Raw genomic sequence first — 17,721 nt, 5'->3', positions numbered from 1 at the left:
AAAGAACCTCAAGGAGCGTGCAACAAAAATTTGAATATCCACAGACAGTCAAGATTTGCTAATCAAAAATAGAAACCTGACCGTCCCACGCGTTTTTTTGTCTTAATAATGATTCCTGATTTATTTTTCCACCTTTGGTGTTGGACTGCTTATTGCGTTTTTTACGTAAACACTATTTAGAATCAAAATAAATTAGAGGTTTTTAAAAAATATTTTCTATTGCGTTCGTTCAAGATCTTGTAGCGCTCGTTCAAGAATATACATCTTTCACACAAGAAAACCTAATATTGCATTGAAACACATGTTTTTAGGTAGCAGCTCACCATTTGGAAAATGCGCATTGCTGTAGTATCTTAGCCGCTCAATTGTTTTTTTGATTGGTTAGTTTCGTTCTTTTCCTACTGCGTCCAAAGTGACTGTTTGTCCAACCCGGAAAATTATCAGGCAGAAATATCCGTTTTAACATTCCTCAATCCGATTCATCCTTCCTCCGAAAAACAGTTTACCCAAGGTGCAATTATTGAAGTCTCTGCCTCACTAAAGGTGGAGACTTCAATTTGATTTCCCCATCATGTGAAAACCTTTCAGCTTCCCCCTGAAAGGTTTTTTTTTGGTTTAGAAATTCATACAGGTATAGTAAAATAAAATGGGCAAGTCGGGATCAGGCAGAGAGCTCAAGTGACCTAAAACAAATCGCCATCGATAGGATACTAAAAAGTGAGTGTAAGCCCCAGGCTGGGCATTACCGGCAACTGCCGCACCACTCCGCTGGTGAGCCGGTTGATGTAAAATACATTGGCACGGTCGTAAATGTTGGTAACGCTGAAGTCGGCCTGCAACTCGGTGTGCTGGCCAAGGAAGAAGATGCGCTTCATATTAAAATCGAGCCGGTGATAGGACGGAAGACGCCCTTTGTTGAGTTCGGCGTATTGAATCCCCATATTTCCATTTTCGGTGACGTAGTCGCTGTTGATACCGCCCGGGAAAAGCAGCTTTTCAAAATAGCCCTGCGACTCAGTGAAAGGAAACCCGGTACCAAAATTCCAACGCAGACTTACCTCCCATTGTTTCAGGTCCCCCATGGTGTATGATGCAAGCATGTTCAGGTTGTGACGACGGTCGTAGTGAGGATAATACCAGACCTCACCATCATATTTTTCGATAAAAGCAAACGAATAAGCCCCCCAGAAATAAAGGTTGTTGCGGTTGTACTTCAACGACAAATCCACGCCATAGGCTTTTCCTTTCTCTATCAGGAAATCTTTTTTCTCGAGATCGGTAGCTCCGGGAGGCGCATCGTTTTCGTCATAAATCTTATACCGGTTCAGGTTGGTAAGCTGGGGAAAATATTTGTAATATCCTTCGAGGTTTACCGTAAAATAGCGTGAGAGATCCTGCTCCAAACCCAGAATAAGGTGTTGCGATTTCTGCAGCTTACTAGTTACTTCTTTGCCGTCGAATTCGGCGGGCAGGTTGTCAGGACCAGAGAGGAAGCCGTAGAAAAGGTTCACCACGTCGCGGTCGTTGCGGGCGCTGATAAGATTTTGTGAGTAAAGCCCGGCGGCCAGTTTTAAGCGTGTGTGTGCGGTAGCGTTGTATTTGATAGCCAGACGTGGCTCGGGCGACAGCTCCGACAACGAGGCATACCACTGTAAGCGAAAACCCGGTTCGATAAGAAACTTGCCGGTATTGAGTTTATACTTTCCATACAGAGCCAGTTCTGTAGTGTTTTGTCGCTGGTTGATGCGCCCGCCGGTTTCACTGAAAAACTCAAAATCAGTTTTAAAACCATTGAGTTCAAGACCATATTTTAACTCATCCTTGCCCATGAAGTAGGTAAAGTTAAGTCCGGCGTTAAAACCATTGACGCTGCTGGTACGCGGCTGCGCATTGTCTTCGTCGAGTTGCATTTCATAAGTCGAATATGCCATGACGCCCTGTAACAATACCGGCGAATTTCCGGGAATAATTACAAAATTAGCACCTGCTCCGGCCGCATCCCAGGAGTAATCGGAAATATCCTGATAATTTACACGGTCGGTGTAGTTGAAACCAAACATGTTGAGTTTACTGCCGTTCGAAGCGTTGATAGATACTTTTCCATACAAATCCAAAAAGTTAAACGGCAATCCCTGATCGTCATTTACATATCCATAAAAAATATCGGAGCTTTGTTTGAGGTAGGAATTTTTGGCCGACAAGATAAATGAGGAGCTTCCGCCGCCAGTTTCGGCTTGTTTTTTTATGGGGCCTTCTATCATCACGTTGGCACCAAAAGTAGAGGCGCCGATTTTTCCGGCCATCCGTTTTTTGTTTCCATCGCGGGTGGTGATGTCCATTATCGAAGATATTCGTCCGCCCTGTTCGGCATTAAACCCGCCAGTGAAAATATCGGCATTTCGGATAATGTCGGTTTCAAAAACCGAAAACAGCCCGATAGAATGAAACGGGTTGTAAATAACCATACCGTCGAGCATCACTTTGTTTTGAATAGGCGAGCCACCACGGATGTAAAGCTGGCCGCCCTGGTCGCCGGTAAAAATCACACCGGGCAGCACCTGAAGGTATTGCGCCAGGTCGGGCTGACCGCCCACCGATGGGATTTGCTTAATATCTATGGGCGTAACTTTAACAATGGAAGTACGCGTTTCGGTGCTTGCTGCCTGCCTTTCGGCAGATACATGCACCGTTCCGAGGGTTATTGACGATTCGTTAACAAAAAGATTTTTGTTTAAAATATCTCCTACTTTCACAGTAATCTGTTCACGCAGCGTATCGAATCCCATCGAGGTCACCATCAAAATGTACTCACCGGGAGGCACCTTTGTAATAATGTAATAACCATTCACATCAGTGGAGGCGCCATAAGTAGTTTTGTAAAGATAGGCGTTGGTAAAAATTACGGGCTCACCGGTTTCGCGTTCGTAAATGAAGCCGCGGATGGTGGCACCCTGCGCGTGCACTTGTTTGAATCCCGCAAATGGGGCAACAAATAGAAGTATGAAGAGAGCAGTGTATAGTTTATTCATAAGTAAAGCAGCGATACCGGCAACAGTGTATGGATTAATAAAGTGGGTTAAACGGCATGGAGTATCTTTTATTATTTCGGTAACGGCTACCGACGCAAAGCAGCCAATTTTTCGAAAAGTGAGATTTCTTCGGCGGTGAGGCCTTTGGGAAGTGAAACATGAATTTTAAGATACATGTCACCACGCTCATCTTTTTTCCCGTACACGGGCATACCCTGACCTTTGAGGCGCAGCACTTTCCCATTGGAGGTTTCGCGGGGCAAGGTAATGCTGATGGGTTTTTCGATGGAATCTACGGTAAGTTTGCCGCCCAGCATGGCGGTGTAGAGATCGGTGGTAAAATCGAGATGCAGATTGTTTCCATCGATAGTAAAATTGGTGTTGTTGATTACCGAAATCTTCAGCAGCAGATCGCCGCTTTCGCCACCGGAAGGCGAAGGAGCACCTTTACCTTTTACGCGAAGCACTTGTCCGTCGCGCACGCCCGGCTTTAGGTTGATTTTAATTTTCTGTTCGTTAACGTTGAGCACTGCCGAGGAGCCTCTGAAAGCATCCTCGAGTGTGAGACGCACCTTCGCCTGGTAGTCGCTTCCGCGGATGCTGCGATAGCCACTACTGCGGCGTCTTCGGGTACCGTCGAAGCCAGCCTGCCCACCGGCAGCGCCACCAAAGAAACTGCGGAAGAAATCGCTGAAGCCTCCGCTGTCGCCAAAAACTTCATCAAAGGAAGCTGAACGGTACTGACTTCCGCCACCTTGCTGTGCCCAGTTGCTAAAGTCGTTCGCGCCGCCACCGGCATGCTGGTATTGATTCCAGTTGGAGCCGAGCTGGTCGTACTTCTGGCGCTTGGCGGGGTCTTTCAGTACCTCGTAAGCCTCCTGCATCTCTTTAAATTTCTCCTCTGATTTGGGGTTGCCCGGGTTTTTGTCGGGATGGTATTTGCGCGCCAGCCTGCGGTAGCTCTTCTTAATGTCGTCAGGAGATGCCGCCTTTTCTACTTCCAATATTTTGTAATAATCTTTGTATTCCATTTGTTTATTTTTGTTCGATTGCAAGATAGGTCTAATCAAAATTTGTGCAAAACATTGGCTGCATCAGACATTTAGGTTCTAATATCCAGCCATCCTATGACTTGAGCCGCTTTACTTAAAACAAACACAGCCACATTATGCTTTTGTTTTGCTGTCATATTTGCAGAATTAATCAAAAGCTTGATTTACCTGTCGGAAAGCAAACCTTTTGATAGTTGTCCGCTAGCCTTGGGTTTATTTTAAAGGATTTGTAAAAATTGGATTAAGATTTATTTTATTGTAGCAACACCTTTTGGTGGTGGTTTGTTCCGGCGGCAGTTACGGTGAAGAATAATCTATATTTAACAGCTTTAATTTTTGGCTGCTAAATCTATTTTTACAACCTGCAAGGCTGTTTAGCAAATGAATGCCAGCCCAATAATGTGCAGATTGACATTTCGCATTTACAGGCGGGGTTACGTTACTTTTATATTTTTGATGAAAATCAGCTTTTTAGCGGGAAGTTGGTCAGACAATAATTATTTTTGAAAATTATAAAAACTAAAAAACAACGATTATGTGGAGGAGAATTACGCTGTTGATTGCATTGATGATTGCTGGTATTGTAGTTACGCAGGCTCTGGCCGTGGAGGTTACTTTTAGGGTGGATATGTCGGAGCAAACGGTGTCGCCACTGGGAGTGCACATTGCCGGGAATTTCCAGGAATGGAACCCGGGCAGCACAGAGATGACGCTGACGCAGAATAATATTTACGCCTACACAGCCGAACTGGCTTCCGGTGAGGCCATCGAATATAAATTTATCAACGGCAACGACTGGGGAATGGACGAGCAAGTGCCGCCGGGTTGTGCGTTCAACAACAACCGCTTTCTGACGGTACCCGCACAAAACGTAGTGCTCGATGCTTTTTGTTTTGGCAGTTGCACCATCTGTAACCCTCCGCTGGTGGAAATCACTTTTCAGGTGGATATGTCCAACGAAACTGTTTCGGCTAACGGCGTGCACGTTGCCGGCAGCTTTCAGGAGCCGCCGTGGCAGCCGGGAGCTACCCTCATGACGCTGGCGGGCGACAATGTTTACCAGGTGACTGTTGCGGTGGAAGCGGGCGGATATTACGAATACAAGTTTATCAATGGCAACGACTGGGGTTTCGACGAAACGGTGCCGCCTCCCTGTGCCAATGGCATGAACCGTTACCTCATCGTGCCGCCGGTTCCTACTACTTTGGAAGCAGTTTGTTTTGGAAGCTGCTTCCCATGCGGCCCGCCGCCTGTGGATATTCAGGTAACTTTTCAGGTGGATATGTCGGAGCAAACCATTTCGTCCGACGGCGTGCACATTGGTGGCGGATTTCAGGGATGGCTGCCCGGCGCCACACCCATGACCGACGCCGGCGATAATATTTATACCTACACCGCCACTTTGTCGTCGGGAAGTTATCAGGAGTTTAAATACATCAACGGCACCACATGGGAAGAATCGGAGGATGTGCCCGAGGCCTGCGGCGTCAACAACAACCGCTACATTACGCTTCCGCAAAATGACACCGCCCTTCCGCTGGTCTGCTACGCATCCTGCGATCCCTGCAGCCCACCGCCTGTGGATGTTGCCGTAACATTTGCCATCGACATGACCAACGAAATTGTCTCGCCCGACGGGGTGCATCTGGCAGGTTCTTTCCAGAACTGGAACGCATCGTCCACGCCATTAGCCGCATCCGGCAACGGAATTTATTCCACCACGCTGGTGCTGCCTTCCGCGAGCTTTCAGGAGTACAAATTTATTAATGGAATCACCTTCGACGACACCGAATTGGTACCAGAAAGCTGCGGCATCCCCGATGGACTGGGCGGCTACAACCGGTACTTCACGGTGCCCGCCAACGACACCACCATGCCAGCGCTCTGTTTTGGCAGTTGCGAACCCTGCGTACCACCGTTGCCTGATTATGCCATAACTTTCCGTGTGGATATGAGCTACCAAACGGTTGCTCCCGAAGGCGTGCATCTGGCAGGAACTTTCCAGGGATGGAATCCCGCCGGAACACCCATGACACTCTCGGGCGACAATGTCTATGAAGCAACACTTATGCTGGAAGAAGGTGCTTATCACGAGTTTAAGTTTATCAATGGCAACACCTTCGACGCTGCCGAAATCGTCCCGCCGGAGTGTGCTCAAAATAACAACCGTTTTATTACCATTCCTGACGAAAACACAATTTTGCCGGCCTGGTGTTTTGGCAGTTGCGAACCGTGCGGGCCACCGCCCACCAATGTAGAAATCACTTTTGTTGTCGACATGGCCAATGAAACTGTTTCGGCTGATGGCGTGCACCTGGCCGGCGATTTCCAGGGCTGGAACCCTGCAGCCAGCGCCATGATCAACATTGCCGACGCCGTTTACGCGGCTACGATCGTCCTCGCCTCCAACACCTATCACGAATTCAAATTTGTAAACGGCAACACCTGGGACGGACAGGAGCTGGTACCGGAAGGTTGTGCCAACAGCGGCAACCGGTTTTTTACAGTGCCTGATCAGCCGGATACACTCACTGCTTTTTGCTTTGGAAGTTGTTTCCCCTGTGATATTGTGCCGCCGCAGGTAGCCGTAACTTTCAGGGTGGATATGGCCAACGAAATAGTATCAGGAGAAGGGGTGCATCTGGCCGGCGATTTTCAGGAGTGGAACCCGGAAGCTACGCCGATGGTTCAGGACGAAGAGGATATTTATACCTACACCACCACACTGGAAGCCGGAAGCTATCACGAGTTTAAGTTTATTAATGGCAGTAGCTGGGGCGATGACGAAACGGTTCCTGCTGCCTGCGCTGCCAACAACAACCGCTACTTCACAGTTCCGCAGGAGCCGGTGGTGCTTACTGCTTTTTGCTTTTCTTCCTGCGACACCTGCATCATCAACAACATTCATAACCCGGCCAATAATCCAAATAATGGAGTGGTTTTATTTCCCAACCCCACCGACAATGTTGTTTGTTTTTCAGGGCTTGTCGGTTCGCCTGAAGTGCTGATTTATTCCATTGATGGAAAACTTATCGATCATATTATTATTAATAACAAAATGATGAATGTGCATCATTTGCAAAGCGGATTGTATCATCTCGAAATCCGGACAGCAAGTGGAGTTGTACATCGCAAGCTGATTATTAATCATTAACACAGAAAAGAATACAATTTTATTAAAAACTAAAACCTAACGACGATGAAAAAACAATTAACGCACTTTGCAAGACTCCTGCTGACCCTTATTCTGCTGGTGGGCAATGTAAGTCCAGCCTCGGCAACACTCGTAACTTTCAGGGTAGATATGGCGGAAGTAGATGTTGTATCGCCACTTGGGGTGCATATTGCCGGCAACTTTCAGGGCTGGGATCCGGCTGCCACCATGATGGTGAAACCTCCTATTGGAAAAATTTATACCCTGAAGCTTGATTTACCTGCCGGCGAAACCATCCTTTGGAAATATATCAACGGCACCACATGGGCGGACGTAGAAGATCTCAACAGCGCCTACACTTGTGTGATTGGCAATGACCACAACCGGGTTTTTGAAGTTCCTGCCGAAGATGTAACAATTCCAACCGTTTGCTTTGAGAGTTGCATCTCCTGCAACCCGCTACAGGTGGACATGACTTTTCAGGTGGACATGAGTAACCAAACGGTGTCACCGCTGGGTGTTCATGTGGCCGGATCGTTTCAGGGCTGGAATACCGGCGCCACCGAAATGCTTCCCGTGGGGAACGGTGTTTATGCCGTCACAGTATCAGTAGGGGTTGGAGAATATCATGAGTATAAATTTTTAAATGGCAACGCCTGGGTCGGTGGCGAAACCGTTCCGCCGCAATGCGCACATAGCAACAACCGTTGGGTGATAGTGCCGGCAGTTACCACCACGCTCGATCCGGTTTGTTTCGGCAGTTGCTATCCTTGCGGCCCGCCGCCTGTTGATGTTGAAATTACTTTCCAGGTGGATATGTCGATGCAACAGATAGCGCCAGCAGGCGTGCACATCGGAGGAGGATTTCAGGGATGGCAGCCCGGCGACACTCCTATGACATCAATAGGTGAAGGAGTTTACACCTACACCACTATTTTGCCTTCGGGGACTTACCAGGAATACAAGTTTATAAATGGAACCACCTGGGAGGAAGCCGAAAATCTCCCCGAAGAGTGCAGCCTTAACAACAACAGGTATTTTACGGTTCCTGAAGCCAATTCAGTTTTTCCAGTAGTATGTTATGGTATGTGTGGTCCTTGCCCCGAGCCGGTTTTGGTGGAAATAACTTTCAGGGTAGATATGAGCGAAGAAATCCTTTTGTCAGAAGGTGTACACCTTTTGGGGTCGTTCAACGATTTCGATCCTGCCGCCACACCCATGACCGATGCCGGAGCCGGCATTTACACCGCAACAATTGTCCTTGAAGAGTTTGAGCAAATCCAGTTTAAGTATGTAAATGGAAATACCCTTGCCGGTGCCGAAACCGTCCCTGCCGCCTGTTCCGATCCCTCAGGCTACCGCACATTGACGGTGCCGGGAAATGACCTCACCCTTCCGGTGGTTTGCTTTGGCAGTTGTGAGCCTTGTGTACCTCCACCTGCAGTGAATGTTACGTTTCAGGTGGAGATGAGCAACGATACCGTTTCGGCAGAAGGCATTCATCTGACAGGTTCGTTTCAGAACTGGGATCCTGCTTCCACTATGATGAGCCCTATCGGCGATAACATATACGCTGTTACACTGATTCTGGAAAGCGGCACACATCATACCTTTAAATACATCAACGGCATCACTTTCGACGAGCAGGAACAGGTGCCTCCCGCCTGTGGCGAAGACGACAACTATGGCGGATACAACCGCTATCTGGATGTGCCGCTAACCGACTTGGTGCTGGCTCCGGTTTGTTTTGGCGCGTGCACACCGTGCGTCGTGCCGGCAGATATTGAGGTCACTTTTAGCGTGGACATGAGCAATGAGGAAGTGTCACCGCTGGGTGTCCATCTGGCCGGTGCATTCAACGGCTGGAACACCGACACCGCTATGATGCTTCCCATGGGCGAAGGAATTTATGAATTTACAACCCAGCTCGTGGCCGGCGAATATTACGAATACAAGTTTCTGAATGGCAACACCACCGACGACTACGAGCAGGTGCCCGAAGCTTGCAGCTTTGAGGGCAATCGCTACCTTACGGTGGCATCCGAAAACATGATCCTCGATCTGGTTTGTTTCGGAACGTGCACCACCTGCATCCCGCCACTGCCGGTTGAAATAACTTTTAGCGTGGATATGAGCAACGAAATAGTATCCGTCGATGGCGTTTTTCTGGCTGGCTCTTTTAACGATTTTAACGCAACCGCCACACCCATGCTTGCCGGGGGTTTTGGAATTTATTCGGTTACTCTCACCCTGCAGGCCGGCACGCACCAGACTTTCAAATATCTCAACGGCCCTTCTTTTGACTTTGAAGAAGCAGTGCCAGAAGCCTGTGGCGAATACGACAACTTTGTCGGCTACAACCGCTTTGTGGATGTTCCCGCCGAAAACCTTTCACTTCCCGTCGTTTGCTTTGGTAGTTGTGAGGCTTGCCTGCGCAGCCAGATTATTGAGCTGACGGCTGGTTGGAACAGCCTCTCCTCCTTCCGTCAGCCTGACCAGGAAAACCTCGACACGCTGATGGAGCAGATTGCTAATGAACTCATCATTCTGCAAGACCTTACCGGCAGTTATGTTTCGTCCAGCGGCCCCAACACACTGACGACGTGGAACAGCAGCACCGGCTACAGCATCAAAGTAAATGAGGCTGTTTCGCTGAACATCACAGGAGTAAAAGTTCAAGATAAGTCGCTGGAACTTGAAGAGGGATGGAATTTGATTCCCGTTTTGAGCAGCGAACCTGTAGCTGTGGATTCATTGTTTGACGCGGCAGCCGAATCGTTGATCATCGTAAAAGAAATGGCAGGCACGGGAGTGTTTTGGCCGGCTTTCGACATCAACACCCTGCAAAACCTAATGCCGGGCAAAGCCTATCTGGTGAAGATGAACGCACCTGCCACCATCACCTTCCCATAAAAACGAAACGCATTATTTTGGTTAATAATTGATAATGAACTGAAAAGGCTGCGATAAAACACGCAGCCTTTTTTATTGACAAAGAGATCTTTCATTAATAAAAAAACCCCATCGCTCTTGCAATGAGGTTTTGTAGTCGGGATGGCGAGATTCGAACTCGCGACCTCTTCGTCCCGAACGAAGCACGCTACCGGGCTGCGCTACATCCCGAATTCCAATAATTTCGGACTGCAAAAGTAAAAATTATCCTTTCATAATCAACTTTTTGTTTTAAAGAATTATTTTTTTAGGATTTGAAAAACGTTTACAATCAGCTTCACAAATCAGTAATTTTTATAGACCCATTTATTATTTTTTCAATAATCTTTCTGCTTTTTAATGCTTTCACCCTGCGCTCAGCTTTTAGGCCGGCAATGGAATCATCGAAATCAAAAGAAAAAAGAATTTTCCATGGCTTTCCGGTTTTGGTCGATTTTGTCTGACCTGAGTTATGCTCAAGAATCCTCCTATTGAGGTTATCAGAAGAACCCACATAGAACCTTCCATTTTTTTCACTTTGCAATATGTAAAATGTTTTCCCCATAATAAATTTTAGGGTCACTATTGCAGATTAGCTATTGAATTTTGGTAAAGTATCTATCGGATTGATTTTTGAAAAAAAAGATTTGGAATCGCGGCCTCCCCGACCAATCGGGGCACGCTACCGGGCTGCGCTACATCCCGAATTCCAATAATTTCGGACTGCAAAAGTAAAAATTATCTTTTCATAATCAACTTTTTATTTTAATAAATTTGGGCAGGATATAGTTTTAGCTACCTTCCAATCATTGGCAACTGTTTTCACGAAATGGTTCTTTACATCTAAACCCTCTTTCATCCAATTGGGAAACCACCATTTTTTTTGCAAACAGCATCAAGTTTTACCTCTGACACTTTTGCAGTAATGTTTTATTTAGAATGAGAAAAAATCAATGGTGATCAGTCATAGGTCTTGAATTTTGTTTGTACATTTGGCGTCCAATAATTGTGGCGTTGCACAAATGGTGAATCTTTCAAATAGGCTGGCTTTTGACCCTCATCACGGAAAAATGGTGATAGGTTGGTGTTTTGGAAATAGCTTTGGTTTTATGGATAAATTAAGGAGCCTGTATGGAAGAATCAGGGATACTTTGGATTATTTCGACTAAGGTTGCAAAAGTTAATAAAAAGATAAATGTCAAATCGCATGCACAAACATGTTGTAATTCATTGAAAAAATAAATTGTACGCTGAAAATAAATAAGGGTTTAAAGTGATAATATTAATAACAAAAATTCATTATCATGACCGAAAATGAGAAACATGACAATTTAGTGAAACACGTTAGTGATCTATGCCAAATTCTAAATACAAATGGCATAAAATCAAAATTTTGGGATAGCAGGCTAAAAAAATATGAGTATTCCGATTGGCGCGTTGATGAGTCCTCTCCTGAATCAACCTTTCTTGGAGGGATAGGTAATGATAAAGAGGCTTTTATGTTCTTAAAAAGGCGAGGGGAAATTGATAGGAATATCTGCTGGGATTGCGGTGCACAACCTATACAAAATCTACACACATTTACTGATGGTAGTGATTCAAGTATAAAATTCTTTATTTGTAAAGACTGTTATTTAAGAGGGTTAAGATTGAGTGGTGCATTAAGAGGAAATAGTACTTCTAAATGTTTTATTGCAACTGTTTGCTATCAAGATGAAGATGCTTTAGAAGTGAATGCCCTTCGCTGCTTTCGAGATTCCTTATTAGTAAATAATTTCTTAGGATTACAACTCATACGCTTTTATTATACCATTTCGCCATCTGCGTCAAAATGGTTGATAAAAAAACCGCTATTGGTGAAAGTTATCAAAGTTCTAATTTTAGATCAAATCGTAAAACATTTACCTAAAGCGAGAACATCCTCAATTCATCGAAATGGTAAGTTCTGCTAAAGGCAATAATTTTTATGGTTTAGTAATACAATTTCAAAGCACTAATTAAATTTTATTATGAACAAATTGAAACCATATTAAGCATTAAGGATGTACGAATTGACAGACTTTATTCTTTTTTTCGTAACAACAGTTTTTAGGTTCACAATATCGATGGATGAATCGGACTTAGACATAGAACTATGAATATCTTTGAAGAATCAAAAGTTAGTTTTTACTAAACAATAAAAATAATTAATATGCTCAACCTATTTAACAAGAAAAAAAAAGTGGATCCCCTAGGGCAAATCTTTAGTGATTTTACTACAAATCAAAAAAAGTCAATAATAAGCCTACTTTTTATAATTGGAATTTGCGATGGTAAAATGAGTAACGAAGGTAGTGAGATACAATATCTGAAAAGCTATTTTTACCTACTTGACGTTAGACTTAGCGAAGCTAATAGCTACATGGAAGCGTATGGAAACGAAAGGATGGTTGAAGATCTTCAATCGCTTACGAAAAGCCAAAAAGAGCTTTTAGTCGTTGCGGCTTGGGAAATGATAACATCTGATGGTAGGCCAAATGAAAGGGAACTCCAAGTTGCTACGTCAATTTTCGAAAAATTTGGTGTTTCAAAAGAGCAATTTGTTGCCATTATAGAAAAAGCTCTAACATTAACGGAACTTTACCTTGGGAAATAATTATGAGCAAATTAAAACCTTCGCAAGCATTTGGAATGTTGGCTTTAACTGTTTTCATTCTTTATTTTATAGCATCGCTTTTCAGTTTGACAGTATCAATGGGGGACTGGAATTGGTTCTCGACAATTTTGTTTTGGGGACCGACAATTATACTAGGAGCGTGGACCATCAATGATTACTTTATTAATCCATTTGAATAAAACGATGGTAATAACAGTCTTGTTTAAATGCTTTCAAATAGCACGAGCTTATAATCTTTCCGATTCAATAAAGGTATATTTATCACACCTTGACTCACCTGACGTAATTGTTATGAATTGTGTAGCATACAGAAACTATATTTTATTTAAAGGAAGTTTGAAAGACTGATCCTTTAAGATTTCGAACAACATTCAAATATCACATTAAATATTAAGCATAACAAAATAAATATGGGATCATCAAAAATTAAAATAGCACATTACACTTGGTGGATTTGCGGTATCATTGGACTATTTATAGGACTGGCACAGGCAGACGGCCGCATTAATGGATATGGAATAATGGGAGTTGCAGGAATAGTTAATGGTGTAGTATTTGGATGGTTAATCGGATTTATTATTGACAAGATAAAGGAATTCTCTCCTGTTCAAAATATGACCCAAAAAATAGGCGAGATAAAGCAAGAGAAAGAATTAATTCAACAGACAAAGGATTCTCTTAAAGATTATAATGATGCTAAACAAAGATTTCAATATTTATCAAATGAAACCCTTTTAGAAAAATTTCAAAAATACGTATCACTCGAAGTTTCTGATATGGAAAGACTTGCTTTAGAAGAAGAATTGGTTGAAAGAGGGGTTTTAACTCATTCACCGATGCACGAAAAATTGGACAAAATAATTGAACATTTTAAAACACAATAAAAACTTGTGCTTGCACCACCTCAAAATAATAGTTGGACGTTTGAAAAATGAAGATAATAGTAAATATAGACAACTTAACTTTATTGATACGATAGCAGCAAGCTTTGTGGACACTGCCAACTTGAAAGTGACTGCAAGAAAATAACTTTGACAATGCAAACCATAGATAAAAATTGATATGATAAATGATAACTAACCTTCCGACATCTAGGGACTTTGAAAATGTTGCTAAGCAATGTTTGACACAGGCGTTTAATATCGTTTATCAAATTGATGAGGGATTACTTTATTTTGAAGAGCTACAAAGTGAAGATGTTTGGGAATATCATCTCGGTGATTTGAGCACTTCACTAATTTTAGTTTACCAAGCGATTGAGTCATTAATGAAAGCCCGAATTTGTCAAGAATCAACTTTACTTTTAATTGATTTGAAACGAACGGACTGGCCAACAATGCCTGAACAAGCAGACAAAGATTTTAATGAGCTCTATACTATTGGAGGCGAAGCATTACAAAAAACTTATGGCGCGGCAATTTCTCCTGCCAAAGCTGAAAAAGATTTAATGAAGTTCGTTGAAGAGATTCGTTTCGAACGAAATAAAATCATTCACGGTGTCTCACGAAGATACCTTGATCCCGAGTATCTCGTTAAAATTATTCTGAACACTTACACATATTTTTTAGGCAAAGACAGTTGGTGGTTGACAATGAGAGAACTTCATATTAATAATCCTCTCTTTGGTATTTTTAACGACAACAACTATGAGGAAGCGAATTTGATTGAGAAGCTAAATTATGTAGAGGAAGTTGTTGGCCAAGCAGAATTGTGTAAACATTTTTCTTTGAACTTAAAATCAAGACGATATTTTTGTCCTTGGTGTCAAAGTTCTCTTGCTAAAGAAGATGGGGATTTAGACACCAAGTGGGCATTACTAATTCCCCAAAAGAAAAAAGGTGCAACAGAAATTAAATGCATAAACTGTCAACGGACACAGCCTGTTGCACGACAAAAATGTAATCAGATAGCCTGCAAAGGAGATGTAATGTCAGAGGAAGAAAGATGTTTAACTTGTAATAGCTACAAATGAAAGTTTTTCAAACGAAGTGTTTGAATTTGGAAAAGAGTATTTGCTGAGAAGACAGGAAATTACTGAAGTAGTATGCGAAAATCATTAATTATTAACACAAAAAAAGAAAATGAAAGAAGAAGAGATTTTAAACCCAACGAACGAAAGTTCAAACAGTAAAAACAGGCCAACTTCGATAACGGTGATCTGTATAATTGGTTTTATTGGTGCAGCCTTGGTTATCCCACTGATTTTTTCTGACATTGCTAGACAAATTGGAATTTGGTATCCTCCATACTTAGGACTATCTGCAGTAATTGGATTTATTTGCATGATTGGATTATGGAAAATGAAAAAATGGGCTGCTTTTGCGTACACTGGATTTTCTGCATTGAACCAAATAGTACTATTAGCTATGGGTGTTTGGAATATTATGGCGTTAATTATCCCAGGTATTGTTGTTGGAATTGCACTTGCTCATATCAATAAAATGGACTGATTCAAATTTCAAACCACAGCCATTTGCGCTGTGGTTTTTTTATTTGATCTTACCTCAAAATCACTTTCTCGCTTCCTATCAATCGTCCGTTATCCGTGGATTTGAGCGTCAATAGATAAAGCCCCGGGGCAAAGCGGGAAACATCCAGGTTGAATTGTTGCACACCGGAATTGAGATGATCCTTTTGCAAAAGTGCCATTTCATGGCCACGGCTGTCGGTGAGCGAAATCAAAATGGAACTTTGCTCGTGCAGGTTGAAGCTGACGGATAAGTTTCCAGAGGCGGGATTGGGGGCTACCTGCAACCCGCTGTCGTTGTTGGTGATTTTGTAAATTCCTACACCAGATTCCTCGCCATAAAGCCTCACGTAAGTGTGTCCGTTGGCAGCATATTGCTCGTCGTGACCCGGGAAGGGAAATACCATTTCTACGGTGGCAACTTCGCCGGTGCTTTCGTTCCAGAGCTTTGGTAGCAGCGTGTGGCCGGGCGTAAAACCATTCGCCTGTCCCGTGGCGGTATTCATCGAAGCTACCAATTCCAGATAGGCTTCTCCCGCAAGAGATTCTGTCAGTTTGCCGGCAGCCACACAAATGGTATCACCGCTTTGTGGATCAACATCAAAAAAACCAACCTCGTCGCCAGCCTCCATCGGCAAATCGTTTATTTCGGCTTCCAGCACAAAAATAGTCATCGGATTGGTGGCCGCTTGCCACACCTGCCCAAAATGATGAGCTGGTCCCGTTACCGTCATGCTTACGGGAATTTCGACGGAGGCATTGTACGGGTCTGAATTGTTGAGCCGTATCTGTGCCACGTAATCACCCGTGGTAAGGTTTTCTGTTTGAAAGGTTACCTCCACCACCGTGTTTTCGCCGGGCTGGATGGTTCCTTCCGTTTTGTCCAGGCTCAGCCAACCGTCGATAACATTACGACTAACCATTGTGAAATCGCAGCAATTGCCATAGGTGTAGGGATTCCTGGAATTGTAAACGGGATGGTTCCAATTGGTGCGGTAGCGCATGTAGTGTTTGCCGGCAGGTATCGAATCAGGAATTGTGATCGTAAAAGTGTAAGGTTCATGGGCGACGGCGCAAAGGGCATCATCCAGCACACATTCATCGGCTGTGTAATCCATATCATTATTATAGTCGATCCAAACATCAAAATAAGTAGTGTTGTAATCGGCTTTTACAGTTAGTTCATATTCGCCCGGCGGCATCAGATGCAGACTATCCAAATAGCCATGATAAAAGGAAGGATTTCCCGTACAAGGTATGTCGTTGATGTGAACATTGGCCAGCGACCAGTAAATCAGACCATCGCCGCCTGCACAGCCCGTAGTGTATAAATTATCCGTAAAGAATCGTGGCGGGATATTAACAACTTCCTTTGTACTGCAGTCATTATAGGGGTTCTGATCCCACGGCAGACTGACGCAAGCTTCAAAAAGATAATATCCATTGACTGTCGAGAGGTTGGCAGTAAGCGGTAGCGTTATAAGCACAACTTGTCCGGGTGCAATCCAATCCATGCAGGTATCGTTGTATGTAAACCCGGGCCACGAAACTTCGTATGGAAGGCCATGTTTGATAGTGGCTTCCCCGAAATTGGCAACTTCAATAATTACAGGCTCTGCCCATCCCAGATTGCGTCCGGTGGTGGGTTGCATGATATAGATAACTCCCGCATCATGCTCCAGTCTGTTTTCGGGAGTAGCTGCAGATGAGTTTTCCACTTTGGCAATCCTTTCGTCATACGAATCGACAGGCTTTTGCGCAAATGGCGTGGTGGCTTGCTTTTGCACGCCGTTGTAGAGATATTCAATTTCGAGCTTGTAAGCCATAGGTGCATCGCCCGTATTGCCAATAGTAAGCTGCCGGACGACAGAGTTTGGAAGTTCGATGGTTTCGTGCATCGAATCGGGATTGTAAGTCACCACCGGAAAATTCTGCCGTTTGGCCGGAGAACCATCCTGCGAAACAGGAATCCATTGTGGCGCCAGCGCACCAACAGAGAGGCTCATGCTGAAAATTATCACAGAAATGAACCCGACACGGAGAGAGTTATAAGTTTTTTTCATAATAGCGTTGGGTTTTTGTGATTGATTATTTTGTTTGTTACGGGCAAATTTAAGAATATTATAATGATGCGCCAAGCCGATCAACATTTCTTTTGAAGAGGAAATTTGTGATAAAGGGTAAATGTTTAATAATTATTTAGGTAGTTGATTTTAAAAAAATACATCAAATAAAAACCCTGTAGATTTAGGAAAATCCATCGCGCACCCCCCGGCCCCCTAAAGGGGGAGTTGCCAGCGCACCATCGAGGGAGTGTGGGCTGGCTTCCCCTTTAGGGGATTGAGGGGTAGCGTGGGCATTTTTAAAATATAGTTCTTATTGGAGATTTGAGTTTTAAAAGTCATCAGCCAAACATCTACAATATTTAGTTG

The 17,721-nt window shown here is 43.9% G+C and carries 11 protein-coding genes and 1 tRNA gene; 7 read left to right on the top strand and 5 right to left on the bottom strand.

The annotated features are described in order from the left end of the window. Positions 1-710 precede the first annotated feature (710 nt). Both VFC92_01875 and VFC92_01870 read right to left on the bottom strand, forming a co-directional pair. A complete protein-coding gene (locus tag VFC92_01875) occupies positions 711-3,029 on the bottom strand; it encodes a TonB-dependent receptor (protein ID HZK06924.1) in 2,319 nt (772 codons plus the stop codon). A gap of 86 nt (positions 3,030-3,115) precedes the next feature. Next, positions 3,116-4,060, bottom strand: a complete 945-nt coding sequence (locus VFC92_01870; protein HZK06923.1) for a J domain-containing protein — start codon at positions 4,058-4,060, stop codon at positions 3,116-3,118. Positions 4,061-4,616: 556 nt separating this feature from the next. Here VFC92_01870 and VFC92_01865 point away from each other — a divergent pair. Both VFC92_01865 and VFC92_01860 read left to right on the top strand, forming a co-directional pair. Beyond that, positions 4,617-7,235 carry a T9SS type A sorting domain-containing protein gene (locus VFC92_01865; GenBank protein HZK06922.1) on the top strand — a complete coding sequence of 873 codons (2,619 nt, stop codon included), beginning with the start codon at positions 4,617-4,619 and terminating at the stop codon, positions 7,233-7,235. 45 nt (positions 7,236-7,280) lie between these two features. Beyond that, positions 7,281-10,148 (top strand): hypothetical protein, encoded by a 2,868-nt coding sequence (locus VFC92_01860; GenBank protein HZK06921.1) that lies wholly within the window; start codon positions 7,281-7,283, stop codon positions 10,146-10,148. 136 nt (positions 10,149-10,284) lie between these two features. On the opposite strand, the gene VFC92_01855 is transcribed toward VFC92_01860, so the two are convergent. Together VFC92_01855 and VFC92_01850 are read right to left on the bottom strand one after the other, a co-directional pair. Then, a tRNA-Pro gene (locus VFC92_01855) sits at positions 10,285-10,358 on the bottom strand. Positions 10,359-10,464: 106 nt separating this feature from the next. Next, positions 10,465-10,731 carry a GIY-YIG nuclease family protein gene (locus VFC92_01850; protein HZK06920.1) on the bottom strand — a complete coding sequence of 89 codons (267 nt, stop codon included), beginning with the start codon at positions 10,729-10,731 and terminating at the stop codon, positions 10,465-10,467. Between the two features lie 739 nt (positions 10,732-11,470). On the opposite strand from VFC92_01850, the gene VFC92_01845 reads away from it, so the two are divergent. The 5 genes from VFC92_01845 to VFC92_01825 all read left to right on the top strand — a co-directional run bounded on the left by VFC92_01845 (position 11,471) and on the right by VFC92_01825 (position 15,272). Next, positions 11,471-12,118, top strand: coding sequence for a CFI-box-CTERM domain-containing protein (locus VFC92_01845; GenBank protein HZK06919.1), 648 nt, complete (start codon positions 11,471-11,473; stop codon positions 12,116-12,118). Positions 12,119-12,357: 239 nt separating this feature from the next. After that, on the top strand, positions 12,358-12,801 hold the full coding sequence (locus tag VFC92_01840; GenBank protein ID HZK06918.1) for a hypothetical protein: 444 nt from the start codon (positions 12,358-12,360) through the stop codon (positions 12,799-12,801). 431 nt (positions 12,802-13,232) lie between these two features. Then, positions 13,233-13,706 carry a hypothetical protein gene (locus VFC92_01835; protein ID HZK06917.1) on the top strand — a complete coding sequence of 158 codons (474 nt, stop codon included), beginning with the start codon at positions 13,233-13,235 and terminating at the stop codon, positions 13,704-13,706. A 185-nt stretch (positions 13,707-13,891) separates the two neighbouring features. Beyond that, complete coding sequence (locus VFC92_01830; protein HZK06916.1) at positions 13,892-14,794, top strand: hypothetical protein; 903 nt, start codon at positions 13,892-13,894, stop codon at positions 14,792-14,794. Between the two features lie 109 nt (positions 14,795-14,903). After that, positions 14,904-15,272: a hypothetical protein gene (locus VFC92_01825; protein ID HZK06915.1), complete on the top strand. Its 369-nt coding sequence runs from the start codon at positions 14,904-14,906 to the stop codon at positions 15,270-15,272. Between the two features lie 49 nt (positions 15,273-15,321). On the opposite strand, the gene VFC92_01820 is transcribed toward VFC92_01825, so the two are convergent. After that, on the bottom strand, positions 15,322-17,352 hold the full coding sequence (locus VFC92_01820; protein ID HZK06914.1) for a T9SS type A sorting domain-containing protein: 2,031 nt from the start codon (positions 17,350-17,352) through the stop codon (positions 15,322-15,324). Positions 17,353-17,721 lie beyond the last annotated feature (369 nt).

This window comes from Bacteroidales bacterium (genome assembly GCA_035647615.1).
Taxonomy (GTDB): Bacteria; Bacteroidota; Bacteroidia; order Bacteroidales; family 4484-276; genus SABY01.
The sequence above is the reverse complement of the archived record's forward strand: the minus strand, read 5'-3'. Positions and strand labels throughout refer to the sequence as shown.